This is a genomic window from Archangium lansingense (assembly GCF_026626635.1).
Taxonomy (GTDB): domain Bacteria; phylum Myxococcota; class Myxococcia; order Myxococcales; family Myxococcaceae; genus Archangium; species Archangium lansingense.
On record NZ_JAPNKA010000001.1, the window covers coordinates 1,235,631 to 1,252,408 of the forward strand.

The window sequence follows — 16,778 nt, forward strand, 5'->3', positions numbered from 1 at the left end:
CGAAGGACAGGCTGGCGTGTGCCATACCCTGAACGATCTCTGGACACCTCGCCGCGGGTCGGGTCTGTATGCGCTCGGCGTCATCCAGGGACCGCACGGGGAGTCTTCCTTCTCCTGCTCTTCACCTGGGATGCGGAGACCTCATGAGCTACACCAAGCGTCCGCCGAAGCGACTGGCGGGATACGCGCGCCTGTCCGCTGTTGCTACCCTGCTGCTCGCCTCGGCCGCGCTCGCGCAGCCCGCGGGCCTGCCGCAGTTCGAGCTGGAGCGTCTGGAGCTCAACCCCAACGGCCGGGGCTCGCTGCTCATGGGCACCGGCGAGCTGCTCCCCAAGGGCGGCTTCCGCCTCTCGCTCGCGGGGCAGTACGAGAATGACCCGCTGGTGATGTACCGGGACGGCAACCGGCTGGGCTCGGTGGTGGCGGACCGGGTGACGGCGCACCTGCTGGCGGCCTGGGCTCCGATGGAGTGGCTGGAGCTGGGTGTGCAGCTTCCGCTGGTGGCCTGGCAGAGCGGGGATGACCTCAGCGCGCAGGGCGTCGCGGCGCCGGCCAGCACGGGACTGTCCACGCCCACGGCGCACGTGCGGCTGGGACTGCTCGCGCAGCGGCGGGAGGCGCCGGTGGACCTGGCGCTCGAGCTGGGCGTGGGACTGCCCGTGGGCAGTGTGGACACGCTCTCTCGCGACGGCATCGTCCGGCTCTCGCCCAAGGTGATGGTGGGCCGGAGCTTCGGCCTGCTGCGCGCGGGCGTGGAGGCGGGGGCGCTGATCCGTCCCGCCGTCGTCCTCGGTGACTCGGGCGAGGTGCAGGACGAGCTGGGCAACGAGGTGCGTCTGGGCGCGGTGCTGGCCACCACGGGTCCGGGTCTGCGCGGCGAGCTCAACGTGCGCGGCACCGTGCCGCTCACCCAGCAGCCGGCGTCGCTGGAGCTGCTGGCCGGCCTGCGGCTTCCCGTGAGCGACTCGCTCGAGGCCTACGCGCTGGGCGGTCCTGGTTTCGGCAGTGCGCCGGGCACGCCCTCCTTCCGCGTGCTGCTCGGCCTGGCCATGGGCGGCGGGGAGCGGGTGGATACCTCGCTCCGCGATGACGATGGCGATGGCGTGAAGAATAGCGTGGACGCGTGCCCCGCCGAGGCGGGCCCGGCCGAGCACCAGGGCTGCCCGGTGAAGGACACGGACGGTGACGGCGTGGCGGACCGCCTGGATTCCTGCCCCACGGAGGCGGGCCTGGCCGAGCGCCAGGGCTGCCCGGTGAGGGACGCGGACCAGGACGGCATCGAGGACGCCGAGGACTCGTGCCCCACGGAGGCGGGCCCGGCCGAGCGCAAGGGCTGCCCGGTGAAGGACGCGGATCAGGACGGCATCGAGGACGCCGCGGACAAGTGCCCCACGGAGGCGGGCCCGGCCGAGCGCCAGGGTTGCCCGGTGAGGGACGCGGACAAGGACGGCGTGGTGGACGAGCGGGATGCCTGCCCGGCGGAGGCTGGCCTGACGGAGCTGCGCGGCTGCCCGGCGAAGGACACGGACGGCGACACGGTATCGGACCACCTGGACAACTGCCCCGCCGAGAAGGGCGTGGTCACCAACGCGGGCTGCCCGGCGCAGCAAAAGCAGATGGTGGCCATCCAGACGGGCAAGCTGGAGATCAAGGAGCAGGTGTTCTTCGCCACCGGCAAGGCGATCATCCAGAAGCGCTCCTTCAAGATGCTGGACCAGGTGGCCAAGATCCTCCAGCAGCACCCGGAGGTGGACAAGATGGTCATCGAGGGCCACACCGACGACCGCGGCAACGCGGAGGCCAACCGCAAGCTGTCGCTGGCGCGGGCCGAGGCGGTGAAGGGCTACCTCGTGAGCAAGGGCGTGGAGCCGTCGCGCCTGGAGGCGAAGGGCTATGGTCCCGACCGGCCCATCGCGTCGAACAAGACGGAGAAGGGCCGTGCGGTCAACCGGCGTGTGGAGTTCATCATCGTCACCCCCGAGCGCGAGCTGCAGTAGCCGAAGGAATCCAAGAACATGAAGAACGGACTCTTCAAGAAGTTGCTTTCGGCGGCGCTGTGCACGCTGGCCCTCGGTTCGACGGCGGCGCTGGCCGAGCCGGATACGTTCGGCCTGGGCACCGGGCGCAACGGCACGCTCACGGTGTCGACCGCCGGTACCAACTGGATCAACAGCTATGCCCCGGTGACGGGGCCGCTGGCCTCGGGGGACACCGTCATCCCGGTGGGCACGTGCACGGGTGAGGCGTCCTGCTTCGCGGCGGGGGACCTGGTGCTGGTGCTCCAGACGACGGGCCTGGTGCCCGAGCCCGCCTCCGGTGACACCACCCTGCTCGACCTCAACACCCGGTACAAGGAGGTGGGCCGCTGGGAGTTCGCGCGGCTGGCCTCCGTGACGCCGACGGCGATGACGCTGACGGCGCCGCTCGTCTACGACTACGCCGCCAACGTGACCCAGGTCATCCGGGTGCCTGAGTACACGGGCGTCACCATCAACGCGACCCGCAGCATCACCGCGCCCTCGTGGAACGGGAGCACGGGGGGCGTCATCGCCTTCCTGGCCCAGCAGACTTTCACCAACAATGGAACCGTCAACGCGAACTCCATCGGGTTCCGCGGAGGCCGGTTCGTCGACGACGGCAGCGGCGATGCGGGCTGCCTGGAGACGGAGCTGGACAAGTCTGCTCCCCAGGGCGCGCAGAAGGGCGAGGGTCTGGCCTTCACCCGCTACGGAGACACGCACACCGGGCGTGGCAACGTGGCCAACGGTGGTGGCGGTGGCGTCTGCTCCAAGTCCGGTGGTGGTGGCGGCGGCAATGGTGGCGCGGGTGGTAATGGCGGCAACTCGGGTGATGGCAACAGGCCCGTGGGCGGCCTGGGTGGCGCGGCGGTTGATGGCACCTTCTTCGCTCGCCTCACGCTCGGCGGTGGCGGTGGCGCGGGCCACGGGGACTCTGGAAGCAATGTGACGGGAGGCCGGGGCGGTGGCATCGTCTTCATCCGTGCCAACCAGCTCACCGGGACGGGCAGCATCTCCTCGGGTGGTGAGTCCGTCAGTGTGGCCGCGAGCGATGCCTCCAGCGGCGGTGGCGCGGGCGGTACGCTCTATCTGCGCTTCGCCACGTCGGCCGCGTGCAATGCCAACAGCGTGTCGGCGAGAGGTGGCATCGGTGGCAACTCGGGCCTTGTCCAGGTCGGGCCGGGCGGCGGTGGTGGCGGTGGCCGCATCCTCTTCCAGTCGGCGAGTGGTACCTGCAACATCGGTCTCTCCAACGTCAACGGTGCCGCCGCGGGCACGCAGCAGGATACGGGGGCGCCGGGGGGCGGCACCTACGGCGCGCAGCAGGGAGCGGTGGGTGTCTTCGGTCGGCTGAACACGGGCTTCCCCGTCTCGCTGCCGGCTCCCACGGTGAGCGAGCCGGCCAACAACACCTCGACCAGCAACCGCCGGCCCGACATCCGGGGCACGGCCCAGCCCAACTCCACGGTCGTTATCTACCTGGATGGCGTCGAGGTGGGCCGGACGACGTCCAACTCTTCCGGCACCTATGTCTTCTCCCCGCCCGCGGACCTGGCCGAGAAGACCTATACGGTGCAGGCGGCCATCGAGGTGGATGGCGTGCAGAGCCCCAAGAGCGCGGCCAACACCTTCACCGTGGACGTCACGAAGCCGGACACCTCCATCGTCACGGGCCCGCCTGCGAGCACCAACGCGACGAGCGCTACGTTCGACTTCAACGCGAGCGAGACGGGCGTGCGGTACGAGTGCAGCCTGAACGGCGCTCCCTTCACCTCCTGTCAGGACCCGGAGACCTTCTCCGGTCTCACCGAGCGCTCGCACACCCTGCAGGTGCGGGCCATTGACGCCGCGGGGAACGTGGATGACACCCCGGCCAGCCACACCTGGACGGTGGACCTCACGGCGCCGAATACCCGCATCGTCGCGAACCCCCCGAGCCGCACCAACGCGACGAGCGCCACGTTCGACTTCGACGTGGAGGTGGCGGAGGCGGGCGTGACGTATGAGTGCCGCCTGGATGGCGGTGCCTTCGCCGCGTGCACGGACCCGGTGACCTTCAACGGGCTGACGGAGAAGTCATACACCCTGGAGGTGCGCGCTGTGGACGCCTTGGGCAACGTGGACCCGTCTCCGGCCAGCTACACCTGGATGGTGGACCTCACGCCGCCCAATACCGTCATCGTCTCGGGTCCGCCGAACCGCACCAACGCGACGAGCGCCACGTTCGACTTCGACGTGGAGGTGGCGGACGTGGGCGTGACGTACGAGTGCAACCTGGATGGCGCTGGCTTCACGGCGTGCACGGACCCGGTGACCTTCACCGGGCTGACGGAGAAGTCGTACACCCTGGAGGTGCGCGCGCGGGATGGCGCGGGCAATGTGGACCTGACTCCCGCCAGCTACACCTGGACGGTGGATCTCACGCCGCCGGACACCACCATCGTCTCGGGCCCGCCGGCCTCCACCAGCTCGACGAGCGCCGCGTTCGACTTCAGCTCGGAGGCGGGTGCCACCTACGTGTGCCGGCTGGAGGGCGCCATGTCCTTCACTCCGTGCTCGGACCCCGAGACCTTCACGGGCCTGGGTGATGGGGAACACCGGCTCGAGGTGAGTGCGGTGGATGTCGCGGGCAACATGGACCCGACCCCGGCGGTCTACACCTGGACGGTGGATACCGCGCCGCCGGACACCACCATCGTCTCGGGCCCGGTGCTGCTCGGCAACTCGCCGGACGCGACGTTCGATTTCAGCGCGGAGGTGGGCGCGACGTTCGAGTGCAGCCTGGACGGCGGTGCCTTCGTCGCGTGCACGGACCCGGTGACCTTCACGGGCCTGGGTCAGGGGGATCACACCCTGCAGGTGCGTGCGCGGGATGCCGCTGGCAACGTGGACCCGACTCCCGCCAGCTACACCTGGACGGTGGATCTCACCCCGCCTGTGGCGCCCGGCGTGGCGAGCCCGGAGCAGAACGGCATCGTGGACACCCTCACTCCGGCCATCACCGGCTCGGCGGAGCCCAACAGCACCGTCACCATCATCATCGACGGCCAGGTGGTGGGCACCGTCCAGACGGATGCGGCCGGCAACTGGAGCTACACGCCCACCACGCCGCTGACGACGGGCCCGCACCAGGTGCAGGTCAGTGCCACGGACGAGGCTGGCAACGTCAGCACCACCACGGATCCGCGCGACTTCACCATCGTTCAGGACACCTCGGCGCCGGAGACGACCATCACCTCTGGCCCGTCGGGCACCACCTCGGAGCGGAGCGCGACGTTCACGCTCGAGTCGAACGAGCCGGGTGTCACCTTCGAGTGCAGCCTGGACGGCGGCGCCTACATGCCGTGCACGTCGCCGGTGACCTTCTCCGACCTGGCCGAGGGCGAGCACACCCTGCAGGTGCGCGCCCGTGATGCCGCTGGCAACGTGGACGCCACCCCGGCCACTCGCACTTGGACCGTGTCGGGCGGGGACATCGCCTTCCTGGGTGATGGTGTCGGCTGCTCGGCCACGGGCGGTGACGCCTCGCTGCTGGTGCTGGGCCTGGGCACGTTCCTCACGCTGGCTCGCCGCCGCCGTCGGAGCTGACCTCTCAAGTGTCGTGAATCGGGCCGGGCTCCCCTCTCTTCGCGGAGGCGGGGCCCGGCCTTTTTCATGGGCTCAGTGCACCTGTTGGGACGAGCCCGTGGCGGGGCGTGGATCCGGCGGTGTGGGGTTGGCCGCCGACAGCAGCGGGAGGGCCACGTAGAAGGTGGCGCCCCGGCCTACCTCGCTCTCCACCCAGATGCGGCCACCGTGGCGCTCGACGATGTCGCGGCTGATGTAGAGGCCCAGCCCCAGCCCTCCGTAGGACGTGACGGAGACGTTCCGGGCGCGGAAGTAGCGCTCGAAGAGCTGCTCCTGCTGGTCGCGGGGAATGCCAATGCCCTCGTCCGCCACGGACAGCAGCGCGAAGTCGCCGCGCACGTCCAGCGTCACGCGCACGGTGCTGTCCGCGGGGCTGTACTTGAGGGCGTTCTCCAGCAGGTTGGCGAAGACCTGCTCCAGCCGGTACGGGTCTCCGCGGATGCGCACGGACTCGGCCGGGTGTGAGTAGTCGATGCGGTGCTGGCCGCGCTCGGAGTCCATGCTGGTCAGCGCGCGCTCCACAATTGCCTCCTGCCGCGTGGGCTCGAAATGCAGCGCGAGCCGGCCAGCCTCGATGCGCGAGGCATCCAGCAAGTCATTGATGAGTGCCGCCAGCCGGACCAGGTGCTGGCGCGCATGGCGCAGCAGGGTGGGGTCCACGGGCTCCTTGCGCTCCAGCCGGCGCTCCAGGCTGGCCAGCCGCAGCGACAGTGGGGTGAGCGGCGTCTTCAGCTCGTGCGAGGCGATGGTGAGGAAGTCATCGCGGACGCGGATGGCCTCCTGGGCCTCGCGGAAGAGGCGGTCGCGCTCAGCCTGCACGCTGCGCTGCTCGGTGACGTCCTCGACGATGCCCACACCTCCCTCCACCTGGCCTTTCTCATTGAAGCAGGGCGCGAAGTGGGTGCGCACGGGAGTGACCTTGCCCGAGGTGACGGCGTGGTAGTCCCCCTCGTAGTAGGCGTGACGTCCGGCGAGCACGTCGCGTACGCAGTGCGTGATGGACTCATCCTGCAGGGAGAACAGGTTGAGCCCGATGAGCCTCCGCTTGGAGGCGCCGATGATGCGCACGAAATACTCGTTGCACGCGACGAGGATGGGCGTGGTGTCGAAGTGGAAGAGGCCCAGCGGGGCGTTCTCGAAGACGAGCTGGTAGGCGCGCGTCCCGGCGGCGCCCGGGTAGGGACCGCGCGGATGCGCAACGGAGGACAACAACCGCTCCAGGGGCTCGTCGGTGTAGTCGGGGAACTCGGGCAGGCGTCGCAGCACCAGGGTGATGCGCTCCTCGCTGCCTTCCTTGGAGGTGCCCACCGTCACCTCCGCCTCCAGCTCCGGCCCTTCGTGGCATAGTAGGAACGCCCGGACGGGCCGCCCGCCCAGCGCACGCCGCCGGCCCAAGAGGTAGCGCAGGAAGGATTGCCCGTCGAAGGACTGCATGCGCTCGGGAAGGAGGCGGGCGAAGGGCTGGCCCTTCAGCTCCTCCAGCTTCCAGCCGAGCATGCGCTCGGCCGCGGGATTCAGGTAGAGGACGCGCTCGTCGCCGTCACAGGCCACGAGTGGATCCGCCATGGCGTCCATCAGCTCCCTGAAGTCCTCGCCGGTCATGTCTCCTCGGGGAAGAGGGTTGGCCTCCTGATTCCTACAGGTTGGAGATGGCGGCTCTGCCCCGTGAGTCCTGTCAGGGGGGGCACCAGAGGGCCGCGCTCCTGCTCAAGGCGCGAGGGGCGGGCCAGGACGGAGGCTGCCTGGCCGATGGGCGTTGGTGCGAGCAGGAGGCTGCCAGCGCTGTGCTGCATGGACAGCTTCCATCCATGAGACCCATCGACTGGTCTGGCATGTGGGTTCCGGAGATGAATCCGCTGGAGGTCGTCCTCCGCGTCTCGATGGTGTTCCTCTTCGTGCAGCTCGTCCTGCGGTTGCTCGGGCGCAAGGAGCTAGGGCGTTACTCCACCTTCGACCTGGCACTCCTCTTCCTCCTCACGGTGTGCCTGCGCCGGACACTCGTGGGCGAGGACAACAGCCTCACCACTGGCTTCATCGCCCTGGCCACGCTGGGCGCCTGGGACTGGCTCTTCTCCTGGCTGGCGTTTCGCGACCGCCGCGCGGCCCGGGTGCTGGAGGGCGAGCCTCGGGAGCTGGTGCGAGAGGGGGAGCTGTTGCACGAGAATCTCCGCAAGACTCACATCTCCCGCAGCGAGCTGCTGAGCCATCTGCGCTCCCATGGCCGGGACGACCTGAAGTCCGTGCGTGCGGCCTTCCTCGAGTCCAATGGCCGGGTGACGTTCCTCTTCCGCGAGCCGCCGCAGTGACTCATGCCCCGGTGGGGGCGGACGGCTCGGTGTGCGTGGCCGGCGGCTCCAGGTCGAAGCGCGCGATGAGGGGCATGTGGTCCGACAGGCCGTGGAAGCGGCTGCGTGGGTCGCCGAAGGGAGCCGTATCGGCGGTGTCCAGCCAGCGCACCCCGCCGCCGGAGAAGATGTGGTCCAGGTGCATGCGCATGTGCATGAAGCCGGCGGTGGGGAAGCCCCGCGGCAGCAGCGGGTTGATCTGCCCCACCGCCACCTGTGCGTCGATGAAGCAGGCCTCGTCACACAGGTAGTGGAAGACGGGCGAGGCCGGTGGAGAGTTGAAGTCTCCACAGATGAGGAAGGGCTCCCCGGCTGACCCGGTACGCACCAGCTGGGCGAGGGCACGTGCCTCATGGAGCTGGTTGATGCCGTTGCCCATCTTCTCCCGGGTGGCCCAGAAGGCGCGGGAGAAGGGGGTGGGCAGGCTCAGGTGGGTGTTGAAGATGTGAAAGGGGACTCCATCTTCTTTGCGCAGCAGGCGCATGTGCGCGCAGATGCGGCTCTGCTTGCGCTCGCGCAGCGCCCGCACATGGTGGTGGGTGATGTGGTGGGGCGCGTCCACATTGTGGGTGTCCACGGCGAGCCGGTGGGTGTTGACGAGGATGGCCAGCCCGGTGGTGTAGAGCGAGAACTCGCCCAGCTTGTAGTGGTGGGCGCGGAAATAGAAGGCCTCGTAGGGCATGGGCCGGCGCAGGTTGGCGAACGTCTCCTCCATGCGCCTCATGAAGGCCTCGAGCTGTGTCTCGTCGGGGCGGGCGCGCCGGTGGGCCACGCTGCTGCGGAAGGACTGCGTCTCCACCTCCTGCAGGCAGATGACGTCCGGCAAGGGCTCCAACGAGGCCAGCGCCGCGGCGACCCGCCGCTTGGGGCCCAGCGTGCTGGCGAGCCCGCGCAAGGCATGTCCGAAGTAGCGGACGTTGTAGCTGACGATGCGTAGAGGCGTGTGGGCCATGCTCGCTCATGCACCGCGCGGAGGCGGAAGGTAGGGGGAAGTTACTGTCGCTCCTCGTCAGCGGGGAGCACCCTGGACCTTGCGCACCACCCCTGGCCGCGGATACTCCGCCGCTACCGGGGTTGCTTGGCTCCCCCGGAAGCAGACAGACCGCCCGCTGGCCGGCAGCGGGCCTGGAGAGAAACAAGCATGAGCATGCGTTCGACGCTGTGGGTCGTGGCCGCCGTGGTGGGGGGAGGTCTGCTGGGTTGTGGTGAGCAGCCGCGGTACTACCGGGTGGCCATCGAGAGCTCGCGCCTGGCTGAGGTGCCTTCCTCCTGCTACCGCTCGGGGTCGGTGCCTGAAGACAACGACAAGACGAACAACGTCGTCCAGGTCGGACAGTGGATCATCTGGGACGGGGTCGAGGGCCAGAAGTACCTGCAGGTGGGTGCCATCAGCTACCCGCTGGGAGATGCCTCGGTGACCATCACCGAGGGGGACGCCATCGTGAGCACGGAGGCGGACAAGCCGACCTTCACCATCGAGCGGGTCCAGACCAATCCCAACAGCACCGTCCGCGCCACCTATACCTTCGATTCGCTGGGGGAGACCGCGCAGGGCACCATCTCCCTGAGCTATGTGTGCAGCGGGAGCGCGGCCTGCGCCCCCAACTGCGAGGCCTCGGTGCCCTTCGTGGGCCGCCGCCTGGAAGCTGAGCCGATGCTCGTGGTCTCCAACACGGCCAACAACTAAGCGGTCCGCCATCGAGGCGGTGAAGCCGCTGCGGCCAGCGGAGAGCAGCTCAGCGAGAGTGGGGTCGCCGAAAGCGGGCTCCACCTCGTTGGGCTCTGGCGAGTTCGAGTTCAGCGGCAATCCGTTTCTGGTACTCTCCGTGTGCATCCCTGAACGAACAGCTTCACGCGAGCTGTGTCGTTGCATGCACATGGCGCCCAGGCGCGGGCGGTGACACGAGCGCATCCTCGTCTGGCATCGCGGTTGCTTTTCGCATGTCCCTCGGCTGCGGACTTCAACCCCCGGAGCCAACCTATGGTCGCATTCGTCATGCCCCCTGGAGCCTCCTTGCGCCCCTCTTGCCTCCACGCGAGCCGTCTGTTGGCGTGCCTCGCTCTTGTCGTGCCGGTCTTGCTCGGACTGCCTTCCCACGCCGCAGGGAGCTCTCTGCTGCGGGACGCCCGTTCCGGACAGGACGACACCCCCAGCGCCTGCCGTTCACTCGTCGCCGTGGGCAACACGGTGTACTTCTCCAGCGAGAGCGCATCGATGGGCTCGGAGCTGTGGAAGTCGGACGGGAGCGTGGGAGGCACCGTCCTCGTGAAGGATGTGCTGCCAGGCCCGGGCAGCTCGACGCCTTACACGTTCGGGGAGCTCGAGGGCTCGCTGTTCTTCACCGCCCGCGGAAGTACCCAGCGCCTCGAGCTGTGGAAGACGGACGGTACCCCCACCGGCACCGTGCGCCTGTTCACCGTGCCCGACGAGGGAGATTCCTCCGAGGTGTCCATCACCGAGTGGGCGCGCGTGGGTGGCACGCTCTTCTTCTCCGCCCATTTCATCGGCAGCCAGGAGCTGTGGAAGACGGATGGAACCCCGGCGGGCACCGTGCGGGTGAAGGACATCGTCCCGGGCGACGTCGGCTCGATTCCCTCCAGCCTCACGGCGCTGGGCTCCACGCTGTACTTCTCCGCGAGGGCCTCGGGCGGCTCCCCCCCCTCCTCGGGCCTGTGGAAGTCGGACGGCACGGAGGCCGGCACCGTGCAGGTGTGGTCGCCTCCCTCGTCCGGCAGCGTGATTGGCGTGGATGAGGTGGGCGGCTCGCTGCTCGTGCAGGTCATGTCCAGCTCCTCCACCGAGTCCTCTCTCTGGAAGAGCGACGGAACGGCGGCGGGCACCGTGAAGGTGGTGGACCTGCCCCACGTCGTGCTGGAGCGCGCCGTTCTCGGCGGCCAGCTGGTGCTGTGGATGGAAGAAGAGGTGTGGGTCACGGATGGCACCGCTGGCGGCACGCGCCGGCTTCAAGCGGTCTCGCGCGACCGGTTGCGTCCCTCGATGGTCGTGGTGGGTGGTCAGGCCTTCTTCCTGGGCAGCGACCCGAGCCGCGGTCTGGAGCTGTGGACGACGGACGGAACCGAGTCTGGCACTCGGCCCGTGAAGGACCTCTTGCCGGGAGGAAACGGTGCCCTGGGCGCCATGACGGCCCTGGGGGGGACCGTGTACTTCATGGGCAAGGACACCGCGGGCGCCGTCCAGCTCTGGAAGACCGATGGCACCGAGGCCGGCACCGTGAAGGTGGCGGAGCTGCCTGTCGAGCGCACCTCCTCCAGCTACAGCATGGCGAGCGCTGGCGGCCGGCTCTTCTTCACCCATGAGGATCGGCTGTGGGTGAGTGACGGGACGGCGGCGGGCACCGTGCGGCTCGTGTCCTCGCGGCCCGAGCCCCGTGGCTCCAATCCCTACCGGATGACCCGGCTGGGAGGGGGGGCGATCTTCGCCAGCCACGACAGCGAAAACGGGCACACGCTGTGGAAGACGGACGGCACCGTGGCCGGCACCGTGCGGGTGAAGGACCTCCGCCAGGGCTCGGGGCTCCTGGCCTTGGATTCGCCCGAGCCCTGGGTGGTGCGGGGAGACGTGGCCTTCTTCTTCGCATCGGAGCTGCCCGTTGGCGGATGGCTTCAGCGCAGCCTGTGGCGGACGGATGGCACCGAGGCCGGCACGTCGCGGCTGAAGAAGCTCGATGGCTTCTTTGGGGAGGGCTGGCCGCTGGCGCTCGTGGGTGACACGCTCTTCCTGGCGCTCAGTGACTCGACGCGCGGCGTGGAGCTGTGGAAGACGGACGGCACCGCGGAGGGGACGGTGCTCGTCAAGGACGTGAAGCCCGGCTCCGGCAGCTCCCAGCCCGTGCAGGCGGCGGCCCTGGGCAACCGGCTGTTCTTCTGGGCGGATGACGGCACGCATGGGGTCGAGCTGTGGACGAGCGACGGCACCGAAGCTGGCACCGTACTGTTCAAGGAGTTCGCCCCGGGCCTGGCCAGCGGCCTTGGGGAGTCCGAGCTGCGCCGGCCCCTGATGGCCGTCCTCGATGGGACGCTCTACTTCGGCGCGAGGGACACCGCGCACGGCCTGGAGTTGTGGAAGACGGATGGCACCGTGGAGGGCACGGTGCTCGTCAAGGACGTGAATCCCGGTTCCTGGGACTCGCTCTCGAGGATGACGGCGGTGGGCGGGCGGCTCTACCTCTCCCTGTACGACGAAGCGCACGGCCTGGAGCCCTGGGTGAGTGACGGCACCGAGGCGGGGACGGTGCGGCTCGCGGACGTGAAACCCGGGGAGGCCAGCGGGTCTCCTCTGGGCTTCACGCGCGTGGGTGACACGGTGCTCTTCCTGGCGCGCGACACGGCCCACGGCGCGGAGCTGTGGAAGACAGATGGAACCCCGGCGGGCACGGCGCTGCTCGCGGATGTGTGGCCCGGTCCGGATAGCGCCCTGCGCTTCGACAGCAGGACGGGGGAGGTGGCGCTGTGGGGAGTGGAGGAGCTGGGGCTCGCCTTCTTCATGGGCACGGAGGCCTCGAGCGGGCAGGAGCTCTGGGTGACGGACGGCACCGCGGCGGGCACCCGCCAGGTGGAGGACCTGGTGCCCGGCGAGGGCTCCTCGACGCCCTCGAACCTCGTGTACCTGGGAGGGAAGCTCGTCTTCGCGGCGATGGACCCCCTCGTTGGCAACGAGCCGCGCGTCCTCCAGTGGGGGCTTACACCCGATACCACCGCGCCGGTCCTCACCTGTCCGGCCTCCCTCTCCTCCACGGCGCCGGACGCGAACGGCATGGCGGTGTCCTACAACCCAGCCTCCGCCACGGATGACCGGGACACCCCCGTCATCGAGTATGGACAGGCGTCAGGCAGCCTCTTCCCGGTGGGCACCACGGCGGTGACGGTGACGGCGACGGACTCGGCCGGCAACCGCAGCAGTTGCACCTTCGAGGTGACGGTGAAGACGGAGCCGACGGAACCCGCGCCGAGGCCCGAGGGTTTTGCGTGCTCGTCCGGCGGGCCCGGGGCGAGCGCCTTCTGGATCCTGCTGGCGCTGCTGGCGGTGGCCTGCGTGCGCCGCCGCGAGTCCCCGCGGTGAGCAGGTGGCCTCCCCCGGCGAAGCCCGCGGGCCTTGCCGGGGCGGAGGCCATCACCCTGTCCGGACCGCCAGCCAGGCGCGCAGCCCCATCGCCGGGCAGGCGGCGGGAGCCGGTCGGTGTTAAAGGAGGGGACAGCCATGACGTCCCCTTCTTCTCGTTTTCGCGGAACCGATTCCTACCTCTCCAGCGAGGGCCTCCAGGCCGCCGTCAACTGCGCGCTGACGCTCCAGCGCCCGTTGCTGGTGCGCGGAGAGCCCGGCACGGGCAAGACGCTGCTGGCCGAGGCAGTCGCCGAGAGCCTGGGCCATCGCCTGCTCACCTGGCACGTGAAGAGCACCACGCGCGCCCAGGACGGCCTGTACGTCTACGACACCGTGCAGCGCCTGTACGACTCGCGCTTTGGCGACGGGGACGTGCGCGACATTCGCCGCTACATCCGCATGGGCCCCCTGGGTGAGTCCTTCGCCTCGAAGGAGCGCGTGGTGTTGCTCATCGACGAGGTGGACAAGGCGGACGTGGAGTTCCCCAACGACCTGCTCCACGAGCTGGACCGGATGCGCTTCCGCATCTCGGAGACCAACGAGGACGTGGCGGCCGTGCACCGCCCGGTGGTCATCATCACCAGCAACAACGAGAAGGAGCTGCCGGACGCCTTCCTGCGCCGGTGCGTCTTCCACTTCATCGACTTCCCGGACCAGGAGCTGATGCGGCGGATTGTTGCGGTGCACCACCCCGGGCTGGACGAGTCGCTGACGGAGCAGGCCCTCAAGGTCTTCTACGAGCTGCGCAACTTCACGCGGCTGCGCAAGCGTCCGTCCACGAGCGAGCTGGTGGATTGGATTGCCGTGCTCAAGGCCAACGGCGTCACGAACGTGAAGCTGGACGACAACCTGCCCTTCCTGGGTGCGCTGCTGAAGCGCGAGCAGGACCTGATGGCGGTGGCGGAGGCCTTCGGGCGAGGCCGCCGGACGAAGGCCTGAGTCGGAGCCAGCCATGTTCCTGCCCTTCCTCTATGAATTGCGGCGGCGCGGTGTGCCGGTGGGCGCGCAGGAGGCGATCGCGCTCGCGGGAGCGCTGAAGGCGGGGCTGCACGACAGCTCGCTGGACGGCTTCTACCACGTGGCGCGCGCGCTGCTGGTGCACGCGGAGACGCACCTGGATGCCTTTGACCAGGCCTTCCTGGCGCACTTCAAGGGCATGGAGGGCGCGGGGCAGCAGCTCACGGACGAGCTGCTGGAGTGGTTGAAGGAGGCGCGCGAGCGGCGCGACCTCACCCCGGAGGAGCGGGCGCTGCTGGAGCAGTTCAACACGGAGGAGCTGGAGAAGCTCTTCCAGCAGCGGTTGGACGAGCAGCGCGAGCGGCACGACGGCGGGACGCGGTGGATTGGGACGGGGGGCGCGTCACCCTTCGGGAACTCGGGGATGCCGCGCGAGGGCTTCCGGGTGGGCGGTGAGGGCGGCGGTGGCCGCATGGCGGTGAAGCTCGCGGGAGCGCGCAAGTACCAGGGGTACCGGGGCGACGTGGTGCTGGACACGCGGCAGATGGCGGTGGCGCTGCGCAAGCTGCGGGCCTTCGTGCGCGAGGGCGTCCCGGACGAGCTGGACGTGGATGGCACCATCGCGGCCACGGCGAAGAACGCGGGCGAGCTGGAGGTGGTGACGCGCCCGGAGCGCCGGCCGAACACGCGTGTGGTGCTGATAATGGACGTGGGCGGGTCCATGGACCCATACGCGCACCTGGTGAGCCGGCTCTTCTCGGTGGCGAAGCAGGCCACGCACTTCAAGGAGCTGCGCACGTACTACTTCCACAACTGCGTCTACGGGCGCGTGTTCGACTCGCCGTACCTGGTGGGCGGCATCAGCGTGCCGGACTTGCTGGGGCAGGTGGGGCGGCACCACAAGCTGGTGGTGGTGGGCGACGCGTTGATGGCGCCGTACGAGCTGTCGATGCGGACGAACTCGGAGGGCCGCTACGACCCTGTGGATGGGAAGGAAGGGCTGGTGTGGCTGATGGAGCTGGCGCGGCACTTCGAGCGCAGCGCCTGGCTCAACCCGGAGCCTCCGCAGACGTGGCGGGGCAACACCATCCAGGCGGTGAAGAACGTCTTCGACATGTTCCCTCTGACGCTGGAGGGCCTGGGAGACGCGGTGGCGCACCTGACGAAGGGACGCACCGTACGAGGCCGCCGGTAGGAGGGCTCTCTTAAGTCGTGAGATTTTCGGAGTAACGTCCGCTCTGCTTTCAGTCCAACAGGGGAGCAGAGATGGCGACGACGATTCTGGTGACGGGTGCCACGGGCACCATCGGTTCTCAGGTGGTGTCCGCGCTCAAGGGGCGCAACGACGTGACGGTGCGCGCGGCCGTCCGCAGCGCGGCCAAGGCCGAGTCCCTCAAGGGCGCCAACGTGACGCCCGTCGATTTCGAGTACACGAAGCCCGAGCTCATCCAGAAGGCCGTGGCGGGCGTGGAGAAGCTCTTCCTCGTCACGCCCTTCACGCCGGACCAGGTGGACCTGGGCGCGCGGCTCGTTGACTTCGCCAAGGCCGCGGGCGTGAAGCACATCGTGAAGCTGTCGGCCATGGGCGCGGACTTCGAGCCTGGCATCCAGCTCGGCCGGTGGCACCGCACCCTGGAGCGCTACATCGCGGGCTCGGGGCTGACGTACACCTTCCTGCGGCCCAACAACTTCATGGAGAACTTCATCAACTTCTATCCCCCGGGCAAGGACGGGAACATCTACCTGCCCTGGGGCCAGGGCGCGTGCAGCTTCATCGCGGGCTCGGACATCGCCGCGGTGGCCGTTGCCGCGCTGACCTCGAGCGCTCACGAGAACAAGGCCTACAACCTCACCGGCCCCGAGGCCTTCACCATCGGCCAGGCCGCCGCCACCATCGGCGAGGTGTCCGGCAAGAAGGCGAACTACGTGGACGTGCCGGAGGCCGCCGCGCAGAAGGCCATGCTCGACATGGGCATGCCGGCGGGGTTGGTGGACGCGATGATGGAGCTGCACGCCATCGACAAGGCGGGCTATGCCGGCGAGGTGACGGACGCGGTGAAGAAGATTACCGGCCGCGCGCCGATGACCTTCGCCTCGTTCGCCAGGCAGCACGCCGCAGCTTGGAAGTGAAGCGCCCCTGACAGTGAGGCGCCGGGACTCCTCCGGAAACCATGCGGGCGGGAGGCGAGCGGATTAGAAGGGCCGCTCACCTCGCAGTCCACTCCAGAGGAGTCTCCCCATGGCCCCTGTCACCATCCAGCCGCTCTACACCGCCACCGCCACCTCGCACGGAGGCCGCAACGGCCGCGTCCGCTCGGACAACGGGACGATCGACATGGCGCTCACCATGCCCAAGGCGCTGGGCGGTCCTGAGACGGCGGGTTCCACCAATCCCGAGCAGCTCTTCGCGGCGGGCTATTCGGCCTGCTTCGAGGGCGCGCTGCGGCTGGTGGCCGGGAAGATGAAGAAGCAGATCAAGGACGCGCACATCACGGCGAAGGTGACCATCGGGAAGACGGAGGCGGGCGGCTTCGGTCTGGCGGTGGTGCTGCACGGCAAGATCGAGGGCGTCTCGCAGGCCGAGGCGGATGAGCTGATGCACGCCGCGCACAAGGTGTGTCCGTACTCGCTGGCCACCCAGGGCAACATCGACGTGAAGCTCTCGGCCGAGGCGGCCTGAGCCACTTCGGGCTAGAGCGGGGAAGGGGG

The 16,778-nt window shown here is 69.2% G+C and carries 11 protein-coding genes; 9 read left to right on the plus strand and 2 right to left on the minus strand.

Annotated features, from left to right (window positions below; all coding sequences use genetic code 11):
* Positions 1-143 precede the first annotated feature (143 nt).
* A complete protein-coding gene (locus OV287_RS05060; RefSeq protein ID WP_267532835.1) occupies positions 144-1,997 on the plus strand; it encodes a thrombospondin type 3 repeat-containing protein in 1,854 nt (617 codons plus the stop codon).
* 18 nt (positions 1,998-2,015) lie between these two features.
* Entirely contained in the window at positions 2,016-5,606 is a 3,591-nt protein-coding gene (gene agmC / locus OV287_RS05065) for an adventurous gliding motility protein AgmC (protein ID WP_267532836.1), read from the plus strand.
* 72 nt (positions 5,607-5,678) lie between these two features.
* Here agmC and OV287_RS05070 read toward each other — a convergent pair whose 3' ends face one another.
* Entirely contained in the window at positions 5,679-7,247 is a 1,569-nt protein-coding gene (locus tag OV287_RS05070; RefSeq protein WP_267532837.1) for a sensor histidine kinase, read from the minus strand.
* 206 nt (positions 7,248-7,453) lie between these two features.
* On the opposite strand from OV287_RS05070, the gene OV287_RS05075 reads away from it, so the two are divergent.
* A complete protein-coding gene (locus OV287_RS05075; RefSeq protein ID WP_267532838.1) occupies positions 7,454-7,951 on the plus strand; it encodes a DUF421 domain-containing protein in 498 nt (165 codons plus the stop codon).
* 1 nt (position 7,952) lies between these two features.
* Here OV287_RS05075 and OV287_RS05080 read toward each other — a convergent pair whose 3' ends face one another.
* The gene (locus OV287_RS05080) at positions 7,953-8,942 is read right to left on the minus strand and encodes an endonuclease/exonuclease/phosphatase family protein (protein ID WP_267532839.1); all 990 of its coding nucleotides are present in this window, start codon (positions 8,940-8,942) and stop codon (positions 7,953-7,955) included.
* A gap of 189 nt (positions 8,943-9,131) precedes the next feature.
* Between OV287_RS05080 and OV287_RS05085 the strand changes: the two genes are divergently transcribed.
* The 6 genes from OV287_RS05085 (at position 9,132) to OV287_RS05110 (ending at position 16,749) form a co-directional block, all read left to right on the plus strand.
* Positions 9,132-9,677 carry a hypothetical protein gene (locus OV287_RS05085; RefSeq protein ID WP_267532840.1) on the plus strand — a complete coding sequence of 182 codons (546 nt, stop codon included), beginning with the start codon at positions 9,132-9,134 and terminating at the stop codon, positions 9,675-9,677.
* A 381-nt stretch (positions 9,678-10,058) separates the two neighbouring features.
* Positions 10,059-13,070 carry an HYR domain-containing protein gene (locus OV287_RS05090; RefSeq protein ID WP_267532841.1) on the plus strand — a complete coding sequence of 1,004 codons (3,012 nt, stop codon included), beginning with the start codon at positions 10,059-10,061 and terminating at the stop codon, positions 13,068-13,070.
* 138 nt (positions 13,071-13,208) lie between these two features.
* Positions 13,209-14,051, plus strand: coding sequence for an AAA family ATPase (locus tag OV287_RS05095; protein ID WP_267532842.1), 843 nt, complete (start codon positions 13,209-13,211; stop codon positions 14,049-14,051).
* Positions 14,052-14,064: 13 nt separating this feature from the next.
* Entirely contained in the window at positions 14,065-15,264 is a 1,200-nt protein-coding gene (locus OV287_RS05100) for a vWA domain-containing protein (RefSeq protein ID WP_267532843.1), read from the plus strand.
* 71 nt (positions 15,265-15,335) lie between these two features.
* Entirely contained in the window at positions 15,336-16,199 is an 864-nt protein-coding gene (locus OV287_RS05105; RefSeq protein WP_267532844.1) for an SDR family oxidoreductase, read from the plus strand.
* 109 nt (positions 16,200-16,308) lie between these two features.
* Positions 16,309-16,749, plus strand: coding sequence for an organic hydroperoxide resistance protein (locus OV287_RS05110; RefSeq protein ID WP_267532845.1), 441 nt, complete (start codon positions 16,309-16,311; stop codon positions 16,747-16,749).
* Positions 16,750-16,778: the final 29 nt, after the last annotated feature.